This is a genomic window from Hydrogenophaga sp. (assembly GCF_018780075.1).
Classification (GTDB): Bacteria; Pseudomonadota; Gammaproteobacteria; order Burkholderiales; family Burkholderiaceae_C; genus Hydrogenophaga.
In genome coordinates this window covers 20,351-38,462 of sequence record NZ_JADMKB010000155.1, presented here as the reverse complement: position 1 = coordinate 38,462, position 18,112 = coordinate 20,351, and the positions used below count along the sequence as shown (strand labels likewise).

Here is an 18,112-nt window from a genome sequence, read left to right as displayed (position 1 = left end):
GGCGTGCTCACCAGCGTGCACGACGGCAACATCGGCTCGATCTTCGGCATCGGCTTCCCGGCCTGGACCGGTGGCGCGCTGCAGTTCATCTACGGCATGGGCGTGGACGCTTTCGAGCGGCGCTGCGCACAACTCGCCGCCAAGCACGGCAGCGGCTTCGTGTTGAGCGACACGGTCAAGGCCGCCCTGCGCCAGCACCAGCCCGTGTACTGAACGACACCCTTCGGCCCAGCTACACTTTTCCCAGCAGCCGGCGGACGCCTCAGCCGTCGGCTTTTTTTCGACCCACCACACTGCTTCACCATGAAACGACTCGAAGGCAAGATCAGCCTCATCACCGGCGCCGCGCAGGGCATCGGCCTGGCCACCGCGCTCAAGTTCGCGCGCGAAGGCGCCACCGTCATCGTCTGCGACGTGAAGCAGGCGGCGGTGGACGAGGCGGTGAAGCAGTGCCAGGCCGAAGGGGCCACCGCGGTCGGCTTCGTGATGGACGTGACCCAACGCGACATGGTCGACGCCGTGGTCGCGCAGGTAATAGAGCGCTTCGGCCGCATCGACGTGCTGGTCAACAACGCCGGCATCACGCAGGACGCTCGCCTGCAGAAGATGACGCTGGAGCAGTTCGACAAGGTGATCGACGTCAACCTGCGCGGCGTGTTCCATTGCGCCCAGGCCGTGGCCGACACCATGACCGCACAGGGCAGCGGCGTGATCCTCAACGCCTCCAGCGTTGTGGGCATCTACGGCAACTTCGGCCAGACCAACTACGCGGCCAGCAAGTTCGGCGTGATCGGTTTCACCAAGACCTGGAGCCGCGAGCTCGGCCCCAAGGGCGTGCGCGTCAACGCGGTCGCGCCCGGCTTCATCAGCACCCCGATCCTGAGCACCATCCCGGGCAAGGTGATCGAAGAAATGGAACACCGCGTGCCACTGCGCCGCCTGGGCCAGCCGGAAGAGATCGCCAACGTCTACGCATTCCTGGCGAGCGACGAGGCGAGTTACATCAACGGCGCTGTGATCGAGGTGTCGGGCGGCATGAGTGTGTAGATGGAATACCCCCCGCGCCGCTTCGCGTCCCCCCCTCCAGGGGGGCTGCACGGGCCGTCCGGCGAAGCCGGCCCGACGGTGCCTCTGGGTTGGACTGTGGCATTCGATGCGGGTCGCGCTCCGCCTTGAGGAACTGAAATGGGAACTGAAATGACAACCCTTTTGCCTCCCGGCGTCGCCCTGCGCGCCCCGCAGCCCGGCGACATGGGCTGGGTCATCCAGCAGCACGGCGAGGTTTACGCCCGTGAATACGGCTGGAACAGCGAGTTCGAAGCCCTGGTCGCCGGCATCGTGGCCGACATGATGAAGCGCCACGACCCCGCCATGGAGCGCGGCTGGATCGCCACGCTCCATGGCGAGCGCGTGGGCTCGGCCTTTGTGGTGCGCAAGAGCGACACCGAAGCGCAGCTGCGGCTGTTGATCCTCACACCCGCCTCGCGCGGCCTGGGCCTGGGTGGCCGCCTCACCGACGAATGCATTGCCTTTGCCCGCGGCAAGGGCTACCGCAGCCTGCTGCTCTGGACCAACCGCAACCTCGACGCAGCGCGAGCGATCTACGCCAGGCGCGGCTTCCAACTGGTGCGCAGCGAAGCCCACCACAGCTACGGTGTGGACCTGGTGGGCGAACACTGGGAACTCGGGCTCTGAGACCCTGCGGTCGACGCCGCACCCACCCCACACGCCACAGGGTTCCCGCGGCCCTCCGATAATCCTTTCCATGACCGAACCCGCCGCCCCGGCACCCGCGCCTTCCGAGGCCGCAGCCCACCGCCCCCGCTCCAAAACCGACCTGTTCCTCTCCTTCACCTGGCTGGCCCTGCAAGGCTTTGGCGGCGTGCTCGCCGTGGTGCAACGCGAGCTGGTGGAGAAAAAACGCTGGATGACGCGCGAGCAGTTCATCGAGGACTGGGCGGTGGCGCAGATCATGCCCGGCCCCAACGTGGTCAACCTCTCGCTGATGATCGGTGGGCGCTACTTCGGTCTGCCCGGCGCCCTGGCCGCGCTCTCCGGCATGCTGGCCGCGCCACTGGTGCTCGTGCTGCTGCTCGCGGCCCTGTACGGAAGCGTGGCCGACACCGCCGCCGCACAGGGCGCGTTGCGCGGCATGGGCGCGGTGGCAGCGGGCCTGATCACCGCCACCGGCATCAAGCTGATCGCCGCGCTCGAGAAGAACGCCATGGGACTGTGGGTCTGCATCGGCCTGGCCGCCCTCACCTTCGCGGCCATCGCCCTGATGCGCTGGCCACTGGCCTGGGTGCTGCTGGTGGTGGGCGGCGGGGCGTGCCTGTGGGCCTACCGGGTGCTCGGCCAGCGGGGCCGAGAGGGTCAGGCATGAGCATGGCCCCCACACTGGCGAACTGGACCGACCTGTTCATGCACTTCGCGTCGCTCTCGCTGCTGGCGGTGGGCGGCGCCATCACCACCGCGCCCGACATGCACCGCTACCTCGTGGGCGAACAGGGCTGGCTGAGCGACGCACAGTTCAGCTCGTCCATCGCGCTGTCGCAAGCCGCGCCGGGACCCAACGTGCTGTTCGTCGCCCTGCTGGGCTGGAACCTCGGGCTGAACGCGGGCGGTGGACCGTCGGCCGGCTGGGTGGCCTGGGCGCTGGCCCTGCTGGGGGTGCTGGTGACGCTGGTGGCGATCATGCTGCCGTCCTCCGTGCTCACCTACACGGCCACGCAATGGGGTCACCGCAACCGCGAGCTGCGCGCGGTGCGCGCCTTCAAGACCGGCATGGCGCCCATCGTGATCGCGTTGCTGATCGCCACCGGCTGGCTGCTGAGCGCCGCGCACAACGACGCGGCGCGCGACTGGCCGCTGTGGCTCCTGACCGCCTGCGCCACGCTGCTGGTGTGGCGCACAAAACTTCACTTGCTGTGGATGATCGGCGCAGGCGCCGTGGTCGGCGCCATGGGCTGGGTCTGATCGCTCACGGTTGCCGCTTCAGCCCGGCCAGGCCCTTGACGTCCAGCGCGGCCATGGCGGCGCGCACACCGTCCATGTTCACGTTGTCGCCGGTCACCTCGACCATCACGCCGTTGCCCAGCATCATGGACATCTCGGCACGGCTGCCGTCCTTGCGGTATTCCTCCTTGATCGAGGCGCCGTCGCGCTGGTAGACCTTCTCGACCTCGTCCTGCGTCTCGCGGTTGACGGTGCTCTGCGCCCAGGCGCCCATGGCCATGGCCAGCGCGGGCATGGCGCCGATGTCCTGCACCTTCACCTCGACCCGGCCCGCGTCGTTGCGGAACTCGGATGTAACGCTGGAGAAGGTCATGCCCATGGCGTTGTCCGAACGCGCCTCGATCGCCGTGCGCTCCATCGCGCCCAGCTTGGCCGGCACGAAGCCCTGCAGCGTGTCGGGTGCAAACGGCTTGCCGCCCTGCCCGCCACCCAGGGCCGCGCCCATCATTTCACTCATGGCCTTGCCCGCCGCGGCCGAGTCGCCCTTGGCCTGCGCCTCTTCCATCTTCTTGCTCGCCGCTTCAACCTGTTTGCCCATGGCCTCGATCTTGGCGGTGTCGAGGGTGATCTCGGAGCCGGGCACCTTGATGCTCACGTTGTCGGACGAGGACATACCACCGCCCATCATCATGTGCGGGCCGGAGGTGAACAAGGCGCTGACCGCGCCGACGATCATGCTGGCCACGATGCCGCAGACGATGAGCACCGCCGTGTAGCCCAGCGCCTTGTCTTCGGGCGCTTTCATCAGCACCGGGATGCCGGTGTAGAGCAGGTAGATGGAATACAGCGCGGCGAGCACGCCCAGCATGGACAACGAAGGCAGCAGGTTGAACACGCCCCCCACCAGCCCGGCGGTCGAACCGTAGGCCACGAGCTTGAACGCATTGAGCTGGTTTTTCTCGCCCTTGAACGTGGGCGCCAGCGCATTGGCGATCAGCGACAGCACATAGATCATGGCCAGCGAGAGCACGAAACCCACCACCATGTTCACCAGACCGGAAACGATGGGCACGCGGAAGCTGACGCCGAAAGCGCCCGCGCCGACCAGGCTGAACCCGATGAAAGTGGCAATGGCCGGGATGGCCGCGAGGTAGACGAGGTAGTTTTTGTAGATCGAAGGAACATCGCCCCCCTCTCCCGCGATCACCGGCCAGGTGTCTTTGGGTTTGAGCAGGATGGCTTGCACGCGGTCAACGAGGTTCACGGTTCACTCCTGAAGGGTTGGCTTGGACAACAGAATTGGCTTCAACGCGGGTTTTCAAAGAACACGGCGTTGGTGTAATCGCTGATCTCGAAATACACCTTCTTCTCGCCAGCGTCCACGGCCATGTTCAGGTTTTCATCGAGCACACCGTAGCCGTAGCGGTAGGCGCGCGGCTTGCCGTCGTCGGTGCCGAGCGCGGTGCTGATCTTGTCGATTTTGAGGAAGCGGCGCGCCACCTTGTCACCGGCATACACCTCCAGCACGCCGTTGGTGCCGGTCCAGTTCTGGATGTCGCGGCTCAGCTGGTTCTGCTGCTCCTGGGTGCAGCCGGCCAGCAGGGCCAACGCCACGGCGACGGTCACATGGGCCAAAGATGTTTTCATGAAGATCCTGCACCCTGATTGAAAAAGAAGCGGCTCAGCTGCGCTGGCGCAAGGCCTCGTACAGGCACACGCCGCTGGCCACCGAGACGTTGAGGCTCTCCACCGCCCCCGCCATCGGGATGCTCACCAGCTCGTCGCAGGTTTTGCGCGTGAGCTGGCGCATGCCGTCGCCCTCGGCGCCCAGCACCAGCGCCACCGGCACCTTGAGGTCCACCTGGTACAGCGTCTTGGGCGCATCGTCGCTGGTGCCGATGACCCAGATGTTGCGCTCCTTCAGTTCACCCAGCGTGCGGGCCAGGTTGGTCACCATGAAATAGGGCATGGTCTCGGCCGCGCCACTCGCCACCTTGGCCACGGTGGCGTTGATGCCGGCCGCGTGGTCCTTGGGCGCGATCACCGCGTGGGCCCCGGCACCATCGGCCACGCGCAGGCAGGCACCCAGGTTGTGCGGGTCGGTGATGCCATCGAGCACCAGCAGCAACGGCGCCCTGCCCTCGGCCTCCAGGCCTTCCAGCAACTCGTCCAGCGAGTGCACCTGCGGCAGTTCCTGCACCCGCGCGGCCACGCCCTGATGGCCGTGGCTGCCCGCGAGCTTGGCGATGCGCAGGCTGTCGGCCTCGATCAGCCGCACGCCCGACTCTTTGGCGCGCTCCAGGAACTGGCGCATGCGCGCGTCGCGGCGCGTGGACTCGAAGTAAACCTCGACAACGGATTGGGGCGCGGTTTTCAGGCGCACGCCCACGGCGTGAAAGCCGAAAAGCACTTTGGGGGAAGACATGCGGCGATTATCCCTGCGCATCGACCTGAATCGCCGCCCCCGACATCGGCTAACTCCAGGCCAGGGGATTGGCTGCGCCTCAGGCTGGCATTTGTGCAGCCTCGGAAGCTTGTCCAGCCTCGATCACGATCCTGCGCTCGCAGCGCTGCGCGATCCCCCGGTCGTGCGTCACGAGCACCAGCGTCGTGCCCTGCTCGCGGTTGAGTTCGAACATCAGCTCCATCACCTTCTCGCCGGTCGCGAAGTCCAGGCTGCCCGTGGGTTCGTCGGCCAGCAGCACGGCCGGCTTCACCACAAAGGCCCGCGCCAGCGCCACACGCTGTTGTTCGCCACCGGACAGCACCTTGGGGTAGTGCCCCAGACGCTCACCCAGGCCCACGCGCTGCAACATCGCGGTGGCGGCCGTGCGGGCGTCGCGCCGGCCCACCAACTCCAGCGGCAGCATCACGTTCTCCAGCGCACTCAGGTTGCCCAGCAACTGGAAGCTCTGGAAAACAAAACCCAGCTTCTCGGCGCGCAAGGCGGCGCGCTGGTCTTCGTTGCGTGCAAACAGGTCGACCCCGTCGATGAGCACGGTGCCGTTGCTGGGCGTGTCCAGGCCAGCAATGATGGACAGCAAGGTGCTTTTACCCGAACCAGAGGCGCCGACGATGGCGGCGGTCTCCCCACGGCGCAGCGAAAAGTCGATATCGCGCAAAATGGTCAGCGTGCCCGTGGAGTCGGTGACCGACTTGAACACGTGCTTCACCACAATCATGTCATCCGGCATCGTTTTCGCCATGAAAGGCTTTCAGTTGAAACGTCGTCACTTTAACGCCCTGCTCTCCCTGCTCGCCTCGACGGGGTCATTGGCCAGCGCCCAGACGGCAAACAAGTCCGCGGCGGTGCTGGTGGTGGGCGACTCCCTGAGCGCCGAGTACGGGCTCAAGCGCGGCAGCGGCTGGGTCCAGGTCCTGCAGCAGCGACTGGTGAAAGAACGCATCCCAGCCCACATGGTCAACGCAGGCATCAGCGCCGACACCACCTCGGGTGGACGCTCCCGCCTGCCCGCGCTGCTCAAGCTGCACAAGCCGGCCATCGTGATCCTGGAGCTCGGTGCCAACGACGCGCTGCGCGGGCTGCCATTGACCATGACGAGAGACAACCTCACCGCCATGGCACGCCTATCGCGCGAAGCGGGTGCGCGCGTGGTGATCGTCGGCATGCAGGTACCGCCCAACTACGGAGGCAAGTACACGCAGGATTTCCGCGACGTGTTCAAGGCCGTCGCCAGTGCCGAGAAGGCGGCACTGGTGCCATTCCTGCTCAAGGGCGTGGCCGATCTGGCCGACCCGACCCTGCTGTTTCAGGAAGACCGCATCCACCCCAACGAGGCGGCCCAGCCCACGCTGGCCAACAATGTCTGGGCGGTGCTGGCACCCATGCTGCAGAAACGATAATCGGGCATGCCCGTTCACACCCTGCCCGCCGCCGATGCCATCCGAAAGCTGGGCGAATTTGACACCCTCATCGACGCCCGCACCGAAGACGAGCACGCGCTCGACCACGTGCCCGGCGCCGTCAACTGGCCCACGCTGAACAACGCCGAGCGCATCGCCATCGGCACCATGTACAAGCAGGTCAATGCCTTCGAGGCCAAGAAGCGCGGCGCCGCACTCTCGGCGCGCAACATCGCGGCCCACATCGAGCGCGAAGTGATCGACAAATCCCGCACCTGGAAACCGCTGGTCTACTGCTGGCGCGGTGGCAACCGCAGCGGCGCGCTCGCCACCATCCTCGGCGCCATCGGCTTTCAGGTGACCTTGATCGAGGGCGGCTACAAGGCCTGGCGCGCAGCCCTTGTGGAAGACATTCCTGTGCGGGCGCGGAGCCTGCACTACCGTGTGGTCTGCGGCCCCACAGGCAGCGGCAAGACGCGCCTGTTGCAAGCGCTCAGGGCGCAAGGCGCGCAGGTGCTCGACCTTGAAGCCCTGGCCAACCACCGCAGTTCGGTGCTGGGCCACATCCCCGGAGTGCCCCAGCCCAGTCAGAAGCGTTTCGACAGCCTGATCTGGGACGCGCTGCGCGGGTTCGATGCGGCGCGGCCGGTGTTCGTGGAGAGCGAAAGCAAGAAGGTCGGCAACGTGCGCGTGCCCGACGCACTGATCGACGCCATGCGCGGAAGCCCTTGCATCGACCTCGTTCTGTCAGATGAAGAGCGCGTGGCGCTGCTGCTGGAGGACTACGATTTCTTTGTGAAAGACAGCGAGCACTTCTGCCAGCGGCTGGAAGCACTCACCGAGCTGCGCGGCAAGGCGGTGGTCGAGGCCTGGACCGAAAAAGTCCGTGGGGGGCAGACACCGGAGGTGGTGCTGGAGCTGCTGACGCAGCACTACGACCCGATGTACGCGGCGTCGATCGCGCGCAATTTCAAGTGCCACCCACAGGCGCTGCGCTGCGAGCTGAGCAACCGCTCGGGCGATGCGCTCAGCGATGCAGCCGCCCGCTTGATCGCGTCACCTTCCTGATCAAGCCTCTTCAATCGACCGCGCAGCTTTTGATCGGATGATCTCAAGCCGACGGGACCGATCGGGTTGCCTTGGGGTGCGCCTGCTTACCGCGAAGGGTCAGGCCGTGGTGCCTGGCTCGTTGCCTTCGGGCGCTGGCGCGTCCGAGGGGCTTTCGGCGTCGTTGCCCTCGCCCGCGTCGTCGTGCGGCTTGCCGGCGGCTTTGGCGCGCAGCTTCTCTTCCTTCTTCTTTTTCTTGGCAAGTTCGCGCTGGCGTTTTTCGTATCCGTAGTTGGGAGTGGCCAAGTCTGTCTTTCAGGTGGTTCAGGAAGGGAGGTCAGGCGTTCAGCGCGGCGAGCGCCTGGGCCAGATCGGCGCGCAGGTCTTCGACGGCTTCCAGCCCGATCGCGAAGCGCACCAGGCCGCCTTTGTGCGGCCACCCCTGGGTGCGGATGGAGGAAATTTTGTAGGGAGCGCACAGGCTGATGGGGCCAGCCCAGCTCCAGCCGAGCTTGAACAGCTTCAGCTGATCGCAGAAACCGTCGATCTGTGCTTGCTCAAAACGCTCGTCGAAAACGGCACTGAAGAGGCAAGCGGCGGCTTTGGCGTCACGTTGCCAAGTGTCATGTCCCGGCGATCCGGGCAAAGCCGGGTGCAGCACCTTCACCACGCCGGGCTGCTCCTGCATCCAGGCCGCGAGTTCGCGCGTGGTGGCATCTTGCGCAGCGTAGCGCAGCGCCATGGTGTTCAGGCCACGCAACACCAGCTCGGTGTCGTTGCCACTCACCCCCAGGCCCAGGCGCATGCGCGTCATGAGCAACTGGTGGTGCAACGTGTGGTTGCGTGTGACGACCGAGCCCATCAACACATCGGCGCCACCGCTGGGGTATTTGGTGAGCGCCTGCATGGAGATGTCGGCACCCAGCTCGAACGCGTTGAAGGCAATGCCCGCACCCCAGGTGTTGTCAAGGGCCGTCAGGATGGGTCGCTCGCTGGACCGGTGGGCGTTGGCCTGAGTCACGACCGCCACCAGCGCCGGCAGGTCGGGAAACTCCAGCGTGATGGAGCCCGGTGCTTCGAGCCACACCAGCCGCGTGGCCGGGCCGATCTTGGCGGCCAGGTCGGCCGGGTCCTGCGCGTCGTAGTACCGGTGTGTGATGCCCCAGGCGGCCAGCTCGACGCTGGCGAAGGCCTTGTTGGGGCCATAGGCGTTGTCGGGGATCAGCAGTTCATCGCCCTGCCTGAGGAACGCCATGTCCACCAACGACACGGCCGAGAGCCCGCTGGGAACCAGCACGCAATGCGAACCACCTTCAACGGTGGCGATGCGCTCCTCCAGAATGAAGGTCGTGGGCGTGCAATGCAGGCCGTAGGTGTAGCCGCTTTTGTCAGCCCACTCCTGCGTTCGCAGGGCATGCACATTCGGGAAGATGACGGTGGACGCCTTGTGCACGCCGGGCGCGACGGCTTCAAAGCCCTCCGGCGGGCGATAGGGGTGGTGAATGATTCGGGTGGGGAGTTCGCTCACAGCTTCCACTTCTCCAGCAGTTGCTCAGGACGCATGCTGTCATAGCCCTCGAAGGGCTGATGGATCCAGGGATTGGTGGGCAGGAATTCCACCGAATAGTCTGGCGTGAAAGTGGAGAGCTGTTTGGTCCAAATCACGGCACTGCGCAACTCGGTGATGGGGGCGTAGTTGTTCTTGAGCAGGCCAATCACGGCGTTGAGCGTGTGACCGGAGTCGGCCAGGTCGTCCACCAGCAGCACCTTGCCGGCGATCTCGCCTTTGGGGGTGGTGATGTAGCGCGCGATGTCCAGGTTGCCCTGCTGGGTGCCGGCGGCGGCCCGGTAGGAGCTGGTGGACATGATGGCCAGCGGCACGTCGAAGATGCGCGACAGCACATCGCCGGGCCGCATGCCGCCGCGCGCGAGGCACAGGATGGTGTCGAACTGCCAGCCCGACTGGTGCACCTTGAGCGCCAGCTTCTCGATGAGGTTGTGGTACTCGTCGTAGGAAACGTAGAGGTGTTTACCGTCTTCGGTCAGCATGCGGGCTCCGGGTGGGATCGGGATGTCGGGGTCATTCTGCACCAAAGTGAGGCTCAGGCCTGGAACGGGTGCTTCAGCAAAATCGTGTGATCGCGGTCCGGGCTGGTGGATACCACGTGAATCGGTACGCCGGTGGTTTCCTGGATGCGCGTCAGGTAACGCTGTGCGTTCAGCGGGAGCTGCTCGTAGCGTGTCGCGCCGACCGAGGTTTCGCTCCAGCCCGGCAAGGTCTCGTACACCGGCGTGCAGCGCGCAATGTCTTCCGCGCCCATGGGCAGGATGTCGATGATCTCACCATCGAGCTCGTAGCCTGTGCACAGCTTGAGCTCGCTCAAGCCGTCGAGCACGTCCAGTTTGGTGATGCACAGACCTGACAGGCCATTAACCTGGGCCGAGCGCTTGAGCAACGCGGCGTCAAACCAGCCACAACGGCGGCTGCGGCCGGTGGTCACCCCCTTCTCGGCGCCAACCGTCGCCATGTGCCAGCCGGGCGTGCCTTCCTTCTCCCACTCGAGTTCGGTCGGGAACGGCCCACCGCCCACGCGGGTGCAATACGCTTTGGTGATGCCGAGCACGTAGTGCAGCATGCCGGGACCCACACCCGAGCCTGCGGCCGCGTTGCCGGCGACACAGTTGCTGGAGGTGACGAAGGGGTAGGTGCCGTGGTCGATGTCGAGCAACGTGCCCTGAGCGCCTTCGAACAGCAGATTGGCGCCTGCCTGGTTGGCGTCGTTCAGTTCGCGCGACACGTCGGCGATCATGGGCTTGAGCAGTTCGGCTTGCGCCATCGCCTCGTTGTAGACCGGATCGAACTGGATTTCGCCGTCCTTCATGTACAGCGCCAGCTTCTCGTCCCAGGCCATGTCGGCCGAATGCAGCCACGTTGTGAGCACGTGGTTGTGCAGCGCCAGCAACTCGCGCAACTTGGCGGCAAAGCGCTCTGGGTACTTCAGGTCCTGCACGCGCAGGGCGCGGCGGGCGATCTTGTCTTCGTAGGCTGGTCCGATGCCGCGGCCGGTGGTGCCGATTTTTTCGGTGCCTGCCTTGACCTTGGCGGCCTCGCGCGCGATGTCGATGGCGGCATGGAACGGCAGGATCAGCGGACAGGCTTCGGACACGCGCAGGCGCGAACGCACTTCCACACCGGCTTTCTCCAACCCGGCGATTTCCTCAAACAGCTTGCCCACGGAGAGCACCACGCCGTTGCCGACATAACACTTCACACCGGCGCGCATGATGCCGCTGGGAATCAGGTGCAACGCCGTCTTCACGCCGTTGATCACCAGGGTGTGGCCGGCATTGTGGCCACCTTGAAAGCGAACCACGCCTTGTGCGGACTCGGTGAGCCAGTCCACCAGTTTGCCCTTGCCTTCGTCGCCCCATTGCGTGCCCACGACCACCACGTTGCGCCCCGGGGTGGCGATGCTGTTCTTGCTCATTGCTTGTTTCCGTTTAAAGAGATTTCACAGTCCAGGCATCCGCATGGGCCGGATCGGCCACCAGTTCGCGGTCGCAGTGGAATTCGTTGACTTCGTGTTCGTGGCCAGGCAACACGCAGACCACGGTGTGGCCATCGGCGCGCAAGGCAGCCACCGACCGACGCAGTCCAGGCGCCATGCCCCAGGGCGCACGGATGGCCGCGACCAAGGGGCGCGGGGCCACGGCCGACACCAGTTCCTTGACGTCCAGGCTGAATCCCACGGCGGGGCGCTTGCGCCCAAACACCGCGCCCACTTCGTCGTACCGCCCACCACGGGCCAATTCGGTTGCCGCCCCTTGCGTGTCATGGGCAAACACCGCGAAACGCATGCCGGTGTAGTAGGCATATCCCCGCAGGTCCGCCAGGTCGATCGACACGTTCATGCCCTGCCCTTGCGCCTGGCTGGCCAGCCAGACCAGATCGTCCAGCGCGGTGTGCAACGCCACCGAGGGGGCCAGCTGGGTGCGGGCCTCCGTCAGCACCTCGATTCCACCAAACAGCCCGGGCAACGCACACAGATCGCTGCGCACGCGCTCGGGCAAATGCTGAGACAAGGCCTGCAACGCAGCCGCGTCCTTGCCCGCCAGCGCAGCATGGATCTGGCGTGTGTGCTCTGCATCCAGTTGCACAGAGGCCAGCACGGCGTCGATCACGCGCACATCAGCCAGGTCCAGCAAGAGGGTGTGCACCCCGGCATGGCGCAAGCAGGCGCGCGCCAGCTCGACCACCTCCAGATCGGCCTCCAGTCCGGCATGGCCATAGATCTCGGCGCCGAACTGCAACGGCTCGCGGCTCGCGAGCGGACGGTCAATGCGGGTGTGCACCACCGGGCCGCAGTAGCTCAGGCGGGCCACACCCTGTCGGTTGAGCAGATGGGCATCGATGCGGGCGACTTGTGGCGTGCTGTCGGCACGCAGACCGAGCGTGCGACCCGAGAGCTGATCCACCAGTTTGAAGGTCATGAGGTCCAGCGCTTCGCCGGTGCCGGTGAGGAGCGACTCCAGGTGCTCAACCAGCGGCGGCATGACCAGCTCATAGCCGTAGCCTCGGGCTGTGTCCAGCAAGCCCCGGCGAAGTTCTTCGATGTGACGGGCCTCGGAAGGCAAGACATCGGCAATGTGATCCGGGAGGACCCAGGCAGACATGGGCATTGTGGGGGGCTGTTAAAAACGTGATTTTACCGGGACGGCAGGACCGCCCCGGCGGACAGCACTCAGGCCACCCACCAGAGCAGCGCGCCGGCGAGCAGGCAGATGAGCCCGAAGAAACGAACCTGGCCATCGTTCAGCTTCAGCATCTCGCTGAACATGCGGCGCCAGGCGTCTGGCGCGAGAAAAGGCATCAAGCCTTCAAACACCAAGACCAGCGCGAGCGCTGGCCAGAACACATCGGCGAGCGACGTGTCCACTCAGCGAGCGACGTTGCTGCTGCGCATGGCCTTGAAGAAATCAGACGATGGATCGATGACCATCACATCGGACTTTCCCGCGAAGCTGGCCTTGTAGGCCTCCAGGCTGCGGTAGAACTGTGCAAACGCTGGATCGCGACCAAAAGCCTCGCCATAAAGACCCGCGGCCTTGGCATCGGCCTCGCCCTTGATGGTCTGCGCCTGTTTGTAGGCCTCGGCCAGAATCACTTCACGTTGGCGATCGGCATCGGCACGGATCTTTTCGCCCTCGGCGAAACCCGTGGACCGCAGTTCGTTCGCCACGCGCTTGCGCTCGGTTTCCATGCGCTGATAAACCGACGCGGTGATGCTCTCGGCGTAGTCCACGCGCGTGATGCGCACATCGACCACGTCCATGCCCCAAGGCTGTTCAGCGCCCTTGACCGCCAACAACACCTCGCGCTTCACGTCTTCCATCAGCTGTTCGCGACGGGTGGACAGCAACTCATTGAGCGTGCGCTTGTTCACTTCCTGCTGAAAGGAGTTGCGAACCACGCGATTGAGCTGCAGGGCGCCAGCGCTCTCGTTCAAACCCACGTTGCGAATGTACTGCTGCGGCTCACTGATGCGCCAGCGCACATACCAGTCGATCACGACGCGCTGCTTCTCCGCCGTCAAGGTGGGTTCGGTGTCGCTGCTTTCCAGCGTGAGCAGGCGCTTGTCGATGTACGACACGTTCTGGACCAGCGGGATCTTCCAGCCCAGACCAGGTTCGGTCACGACCTTCTTGATTTCGCCGAGCTGGAACACCACGCCGAACTGGCGCTGGTCCACGACAAAAAACGTGGCGCTCAGGAACGCCAGGGCCACCAGGATGGAGGTGGCAATGAAGCCAAGCTTGTTCATGTGTCGGTCTCTCCGTGGGCCGCGCTTCAGCGGCTCTCACGCTCGCGCGAGCGGGCATTGTTGGTCGAGCTGGTGGTCGGTGCCACAGGTGATGGCGCACTGCTGGTCGGCGCGGCACCCACGGGCGCTGCGGCCGCCCCACCTTGTGCGGTCATCTGCATGATCTTGTCGAGAGGCAGGTACAGCAGGTTGGAGCCCGCCTTGGTATCGACCATGACCTTGGTCACGTTCGAATACACCTGAGCCATCGAATCGGTGTACATGCGATCCCGCGTCACCTGCGGCGCCTTCTGGTACTCGACGAGCACCGAACGGAAACGTTGGGCATCACCATCGGCCTGCCCGACGATGCGGGCGCGGTAGCCCTCGGCCTCTGCGCTCAGGCGCGATGCGGCACCACGAGCACGCGGCACCACGTCGTTGGCATAGGCCTGCGCTTCGTTCTTGGCTCGGTCGCGCTCCTGACTCGCTTTGAGAACGTCGTCGAAAGCGGCCTGAACTTGTTCAGGCGGACGCACATGGGTCAGGTTGATACCTTCGACCACGACCCCGACCTTGTAACGGTCCAGGATGGTCTGCATCAGCGCCCGCACACGTGGCGCGATCTGATCCCGCTCCTCCACCAGGGCAGCGTCCATCTTCATCTTGCCGACCACTTCACGAACGGCGGTCTCAGCGGCCTTGAGAACGGCCGCATCCGGATCGCGGCTCTCGAAAAGGTAGGCCCGAGCATCATTGAGACGGAACTGGACCACGAACTTGATGTCGACAATGTTCTCGTCGGCCGTCAGCATCGACGACTCGCGAAGACCGGTCGCGGGCACGATGGCGTCACGCCCCACATCGACCGAGCGGAGCTGGGTGACGAAGATGGTTTCGTGACGCTCGATCGGGTACGGCAAACGCCAGCGAAAGCCGGCGCCAGCCGTGCTGCTGAACTTGCCGAAACGCGTGATCACGGCCTGCTGGCCTTCCTGCACGATGAAAAAGCCGGTGCCCAGCCAGATCAGCAATGCCACAACGGCGATCAATCCCGCACCGATGCCTGCAGACTTAGGGCTGGGGTTGAAACCGGGCGTACCACCACCATTGCCGCCCCTGCCCGATCCACCCCCCTTGCCACCCAGCAAACCTCCGAGCTTGCGGTTGAAGTCGCGCCAGAGTTCATCCAGATCGGGGGGGCCTTGGTTGGGACCCTGAGGCGGGCGTTGCCCGCGCGGCGGCTGACGAGGCTCCTCGTCGCGCCCAGGCTCAGCCCCGCCCTTGGGCTCGTTTTCTCCACGCGCAGGCTCGTCGCCACGGCCCCAACGTGGGTCATTCAGATTGAACATGCCCAGCAAACGCCGGAGCCAGCCTGACGATTTGTTGCCGTGCGAGCCACCAGGCGGGGATTCCAGTTTCAGATCCATGGATTGCCAACTCTTCTTTCGAATCAAAACCATCACATTGTGCCCATTCCAGGGAGCAGGTCCTGCTCACCGGTCAAGTCACGCTCGTCATCCGGAAGGGCATCGACCGGCCTTTCCGCCAGAACGACCGAAGACAACAACGTGCGCAAGTCCGGCAGGCCGGCTCCATTCAAAGCGCTCACGAAGATACGAGGCACACTGTGCCCATCGAGTTCCATCGAGTCGCTCAACGCCAAAGGCAGGCTGGCGGGATCCATGGCGTCAAGTTTGTTGAACACCAGAATCTGCGGAACCTGATCGGCACCAATGTCCTTGAGAACCCCCATCACTGAGGCAATCTGCTCAAGATGAGCCGGATTGGAAGCATCCACGACGTGCAGCAGCAGATCGGCATCGGCCGCTTCCTGCAACGTGGCCGCAAAAGCATCCACCAAGCCGTGCGGCAGGTCGCGGATAAAACCCACGGTGTCGGACAGCGAAACCGATCGACCCGCTTCACCGAGGTACAGCTGACGCGTCGTGGTGTCCAGCGTGGCGAACAACTGATCGGCCGCGTAGGCCCGAGCCTTCACCAACGCATTGAAGATGGACGACTTGCCGGCATTGGTGTAGCCCACCAGTGAAATCGTGAACGACTCACGGCGCTCCCGCTGCCGCCTTTGGGTCGCGCGCTGCTTCTTGACCTTTTCCAGCCGCTCTTTGGTTCGCTTGACTGCGTCATTGATCATGCGCCGATCCAGTTCGATCTGCGTTTCGCCCGGACCACCGCGCATGCCGATGCCACCGCTCTGACGCTCCAGGTGCGTCCAGCGGCGCACCAGTCGCGTCGACAAATACTGCAACCGGGCCAGTTCCACTTGCAATTTGCCCTCATGGCTGCGGGCACGCTGGGCAAATATCTGAAGAATCAGCAAGGTCCTGTCGTTGACAGGCAACCCAAGCTCCCGCTCCAGGTTGCGCTGCTGCGCCGGGCTGAGCGCCTGGTCGAACAGAACTTCGCTGGCGCCCGTGGACTGGGCCAACATCCTGATTTCTTCCGCTTTTCCAGAACCGACAAACAATGCGGGATCGGGCGCTCGGCGCTTGCAGGTCACGCGCTCCGCGACCTTGAAGCCAGCCGTTTGCGCAAGCAAACCCAGCTCTTCAAGAGCACGGTCAAAATGGGGACCGCCCAGATCCACGCCCACCAGAATCACCGATGGGGTGGAAGATGATATGGATGCGGAGGGATTCAATTCAGATCCGCCCGATAGATTGGAGGGCAAGGGCCATGAGGCACCCGCCCTTCAGGTGCGACGCCCCGATCAAGAGGCCGCGGCTTCGTCCGGACCAACGGCAGTGAACTGCACCGGACGACCCGGCACGATGGTGGAGATGGCGTGCTTGTAAACCATTTGCGTGACGGTGTTGCGCAGCAGCACGACGTACTGGTCAAACGATTCAATCTGACCCTGCAATTTGATGCCGTTGACCAGGTAGATCGACACGGGCACATGTTCCCGGCGAAGCTGGTTCAGGAAAGGATCTTGCAAGAGCTGGCCTTTGTTATTGCTCACGATATGCTCCGTGTTCAAAAGAAGTTGATAGGACGTGAACCATACCACACGCCTGCCGGTCGACAGGGGTTGGCACAGCTCAATCCGCATCCTTGAAGGGGTTGTCCGCGGTCTTGAACTCGATGCGAAGCGGCGTGCCCACCAGATCAAAGGCCTTGCGGAAGCGCCCTTCGAGGAAACGCTTGTACGCATCCGGCACGTGCTGAAGCGAGTTGCCGTGGATCACGATCACGGGTGGGTTCATGCCACCCTGGTGGGCGTACCGCATCTTGGGACGGAACATGCCGCCCCGGGTCGGCGCCTGGAAAGCCACGGCCTCCATCAGCAGGCGCGTCAGCACCGGCGTGGACATCTTGCGCATGGCCGACGCACGCGCCTGGATGATCGACTTCCACACCGGACCCAGCCCCTGACGTTTCTTCGCCGAAATCAGGTGCAGCGAGGCAAACTTCAGGAACGCCAGTCGGGTTTCGATCTGGCGCTCGATCTGTTCGCGCTGGTAGGCGTCCACGGCATCCCACTTGTTGATCGCCAGCACCACGGCGCGCCCACTCTCCAGAATGAAGCCCGCGATGTGTGCATCCTGATCCGTCACACCCTGGGTGGCATCCAGCAGCAACAGGACAACGTGAGCGCTCTCGATGGCCTGAAGCGTCTTGACCACCGAAAACTTCTCAATCGCCTCAAACACCTTGCCCTTGCGGCGCAAACCAGCGGTATCGATCAGCTCAAACTTCTGGCCGTCTTTTTCGAACGGCACCGAGATCGCGTCGCGGGTGGTGCCTGGCATGTCGAACGCCACCAAACGCTCCTCTCCCAGCCACACGTTGATCAGTGTGGACTTGCCCGCATTCGGCCGCCCCGCCACCGCGAGGCGGATGACACTGGCGTCCTCTTCCTCGGCTTCTTCGTCCTCATCGGCCAAGCCGGGAATGGCTTCAAGTGCCGCCTCCAGCATGGAGCGCACGCCCTGCCCGTGCGCACTGGACACCGGAAGCACCTCGCCCAGACCGAGTTCAAAAAACTCCACAAGCTGGAGGCCTTGCGTCATGCCCTCGGCCTTGTTGGCCACCAGCACCGTGGGTTTACCCAACCGGCGCAGGTACTTGGCAATGTCGTGGTCCTGCGCGCTGATGCCTGCGCGGGCGTCCACCACAAAGATCACCACGTCCGACTCGGCCACGGCCTGACGGGTCTGTTTGGCCATTTCCTTGTAGATGCCGGACTCGGCGGTGGGCTCGAACCCACCGGTGTCGATGACGATGAACTCTTGCTTGCCCACATGACCGTTGCCGTAGTGGCGATCACGGGTCAGCCCTGCGAAATCCGCCACGATCGCGTCGCGGGTGCTGGTGAGTCGATTGAACAGGGTGGACTTGCCCACATTGGGCCGCCCCACCAGGGCAATAACGGGTTTCACGGAAATAGACTTTCGTTCAGGAAGGCAGAAAGCCTGTGT

Annotated in this window: 21 protein-coding genes and 1 pseudogene; 7 read left to right on the top strand and 15 right to left on the bottom strand. The window is 64.5% G+C overall.

The window, feature by feature from the left end:
• From IV088_RS23835 to IV088_RS23815, 5 genes and pseudogenes are all read left to right on the top strand, one after another.
• On the top strand, positions 1-213 hold a 213-nt coding region (locus IV088_RS23835), incomplete at its 5' end, for a hypothetical protein (protein ID WP_291106906.1).
• Positions 214-303: 90 nt separating this feature from the next.
• Positions 304-1,047, top strand: coding sequence for a 3-oxoacyl-ACP reductase FabG (fabG, locus tag IV088_RS23830; protein WP_291106904.1), 744 nt, complete (start codon positions 304-306; stop codon positions 1,045-1,047).
• Positions 1,048-1,221: 174 nt separating this feature from the next.
• Positions 1,222-1,695: pseudogene (locus tag IV088_RS23825) on the top strand (GNAT family N-acetyltransferase); the annotation flags it as partial.
• A 70-nt stretch (positions 1,696-1,765) separates the two neighbouring features.
• A complete protein-coding gene (locus tag IV088_RS23820) occupies positions 1,766-2,383 on the top strand; it encodes a chromate transporter (protein ID WP_291106902.1) in 618 nt (205 codons plus the stop codon).
• Complete coding sequence (locus tag IV088_RS23815; RefSeq protein WP_291106900.1) at positions 2,380-2,976, top strand: chromate transporter; 597 nt, start codon at positions 2,380-2,382, stop codon at positions 2,974-2,976. The genes IV088_RS23820 and IV088_RS23815 overlap by 4 nt, the downstream gene beginning before the upstream one ends.
• Positions 2,977-2,980: 4 nt before the next feature.
• On the opposite strand, the gene IV088_RS23810 is transcribed toward IV088_RS23815, so the two are convergent.
• The 4 genes from IV088_RS23810 to IV088_RS23795 form a co-directional block, all read right to left on the bottom strand.
• Positions 2,981-4,219 carry a Yip1 family protein gene (locus IV088_RS23810; protein ID WP_291106898.1) on the bottom strand — a complete coding sequence of 413 codons (1,239 nt, stop codon included), beginning with the start codon at positions 4,217-4,219 and terminating at the stop codon, positions 2,981-2,983.
• A gap of 41 nt (positions 4,220-4,260) precedes the next feature.
• Positions 4,261-4,602 carry a hypothetical protein gene (locus IV088_RS23805; RefSeq protein WP_291106897.1) on the bottom strand — a complete coding sequence of 114 codons (342 nt, stop codon included), beginning with the start codon at positions 4,600-4,602 and terminating at the stop codon, positions 4,261-4,263.
• A 34-nt stretch (positions 4,603-4,636) separates the two neighbouring features.
• Complete coding sequence (gene rlmB, locus IV088_RS23800; RefSeq protein WP_291106895.1) at positions 4,637-5,380, bottom strand: 23S rRNA (guanosine(2251)-2'-O)-methyltransferase RlmB; 744 nt, start codon at positions 5,378-5,380, stop codon at positions 4,637-4,639.
• A 79-nt stretch (positions 5,381-5,459) separates the two neighbouring features.
• A complete protein-coding gene (locus IV088_RS23795) occupies positions 5,460-6,161 on the bottom strand; it encodes an ABC transporter ATP-binding protein (protein WP_291106893.1) in 702 nt (233 codons plus the stop codon).
• Here IV088_RS23795 and IV088_RS23790 point away from each other — a divergent pair.
• Together IV088_RS23790 and mnmH are read left to right on the top strand one after the other, a co-directional pair.
• The gene (locus IV088_RS23790) at positions 6,160-6,819 is read left to right on the top strand and encodes an arylesterase (protein ID WP_291106891.1); all 660 of its coding nucleotides are present in this window, start codon (positions 6,160-6,162) and stop codon (positions 6,817-6,819) included. The two genes, IV088_RS23795 and IV088_RS23790, sit on opposite strands and share 2 nt — an antisense overlap.
• 6 nt (positions 6,820-6,825) lie before the next feature.
• Entirely contained in the window at positions 6,826-7,887 is a 1,062-nt protein-coding gene (mnmH, locus tag IV088_RS23785; protein ID WP_291106890.1) for a tRNA 2-selenouridine(34) synthase MnmH, read from the top strand.
• 99 nt (positions 7,888-7,986) lie between these two features.
• On the opposite strand, the gene IV088_RS23780 is transcribed toward mnmH, so the two are convergent.
• The 11 genes from IV088_RS23780 to der form a co-directional block, all read right to left on the bottom strand.
• Positions 7,987-8,172 carry a hypothetical protein gene (locus IV088_RS23780; RefSeq protein WP_291106888.1) on the bottom strand — a complete coding sequence of 62 codons (186 nt, stop codon included), beginning with the start codon at positions 8,170-8,172 and terminating at the stop codon, positions 7,987-7,989.
• 31 nt (positions 8,173-8,203) lie between these two features.
• Positions 8,204-9,394, bottom strand: coding sequence for a PLP-dependent transferase (locus IV088_RS23775; protein ID WP_291106886.1), 1,191 nt, complete (start codon positions 9,392-9,394; stop codon positions 8,204-8,206).
• The gene (locus IV088_RS23770; RefSeq protein ID WP_236965603.1) at positions 9,391-9,915 is read right to left on the bottom strand and encodes a phosphoribosyltransferase; all 525 of its coding nucleotides are present in this window, start codon (positions 9,913-9,915) and stop codon (positions 9,391-9,393) included. The genes IV088_RS23775 and IV088_RS23770 overlap by 4 nt, the downstream gene beginning before the upstream one ends.
• Positions 9,916-9,968: 53 nt before the next feature.
• Positions 9,969-11,354 carry an adenylosuccinate synthase gene (locus IV088_RS23765; RefSeq protein WP_291106884.1) on the bottom strand — a complete coding sequence of 462 codons (1,386 nt, stop codon included), beginning with the start codon at positions 11,352-11,354 and terminating at the stop codon, positions 9,969-9,971.
• Positions 11,355-11,367: 13 nt separating this feature from the next.
• Complete coding sequence (locus IV088_RS23760; RefSeq protein ID WP_291106882.1) at positions 11,368-12,540, bottom strand: ATP phosphoribosyltransferase regulatory subunit; 1,173 nt, start codon at positions 12,538-12,540, stop codon at positions 11,368-11,370.
• A 68-nt stretch (positions 12,541-12,608) separates the two neighbouring features.
• Positions 12,609-12,803 carry a DUF2065 domain-containing protein gene (locus tag IV088_RS23755; RefSeq protein WP_291106880.1) on the bottom strand — a complete coding sequence of 65 codons (195 nt, stop codon included), beginning with the start codon at positions 12,801-12,803 and terminating at the stop codon, positions 12,609-12,611.
• A complete protein-coding gene (gene hflC, locus IV088_RS23750) occupies positions 12,804-13,688 on the bottom strand; it encodes a protease modulator HflC (RefSeq protein ID WP_077330554.1) in 885 nt (294 codons plus the stop codon). It lies immediately after the preceding gene.
• A 26-nt stretch (positions 13,689-13,714) separates the two neighbouring features.
• Complete coding sequence (gene hflK, locus IV088_RS23745) at positions 13,715-15,019, bottom strand: FtsH protease activity modulator HflK (RefSeq protein WP_291106909.1); 1,305 nt, start codon at positions 15,017-15,019, stop codon at positions 13,715-13,717.
• A 110-nt stretch (positions 15,020-15,129) separates the two neighbouring features.
• Complete coding sequence (gene hflX / locus IV088_RS23740; RefSeq protein WP_291106878.1) at positions 15,130-16,332, bottom strand: GTPase HflX; 1,203 nt, start codon at positions 16,330-16,332, stop codon at positions 15,130-15,132.
• Positions 16,333-16,401: 69 nt separating this feature from the next.
• On the bottom strand, positions 16,402-16,671 hold the full coding sequence (gene hfq, locus IV088_RS23735) for an RNA chaperone Hfq (protein WP_077330557.1): 270 nt from the start codon (positions 16,669-16,671) through the stop codon (positions 16,402-16,404).
• Positions 16,672-16,732: 61 nt separating this feature from the next.
• A complete protein-coding gene (der, locus tag IV088_RS23730) occupies positions 16,733-18,073 on the bottom strand; it encodes a ribosome biogenesis GTPase Der (RefSeq protein WP_291106876.1) in 1,341 nt (446 codons plus the stop codon).
• Between the last annotated feature and the right edge of the window lie 39 nt (positions 18,074-18,112).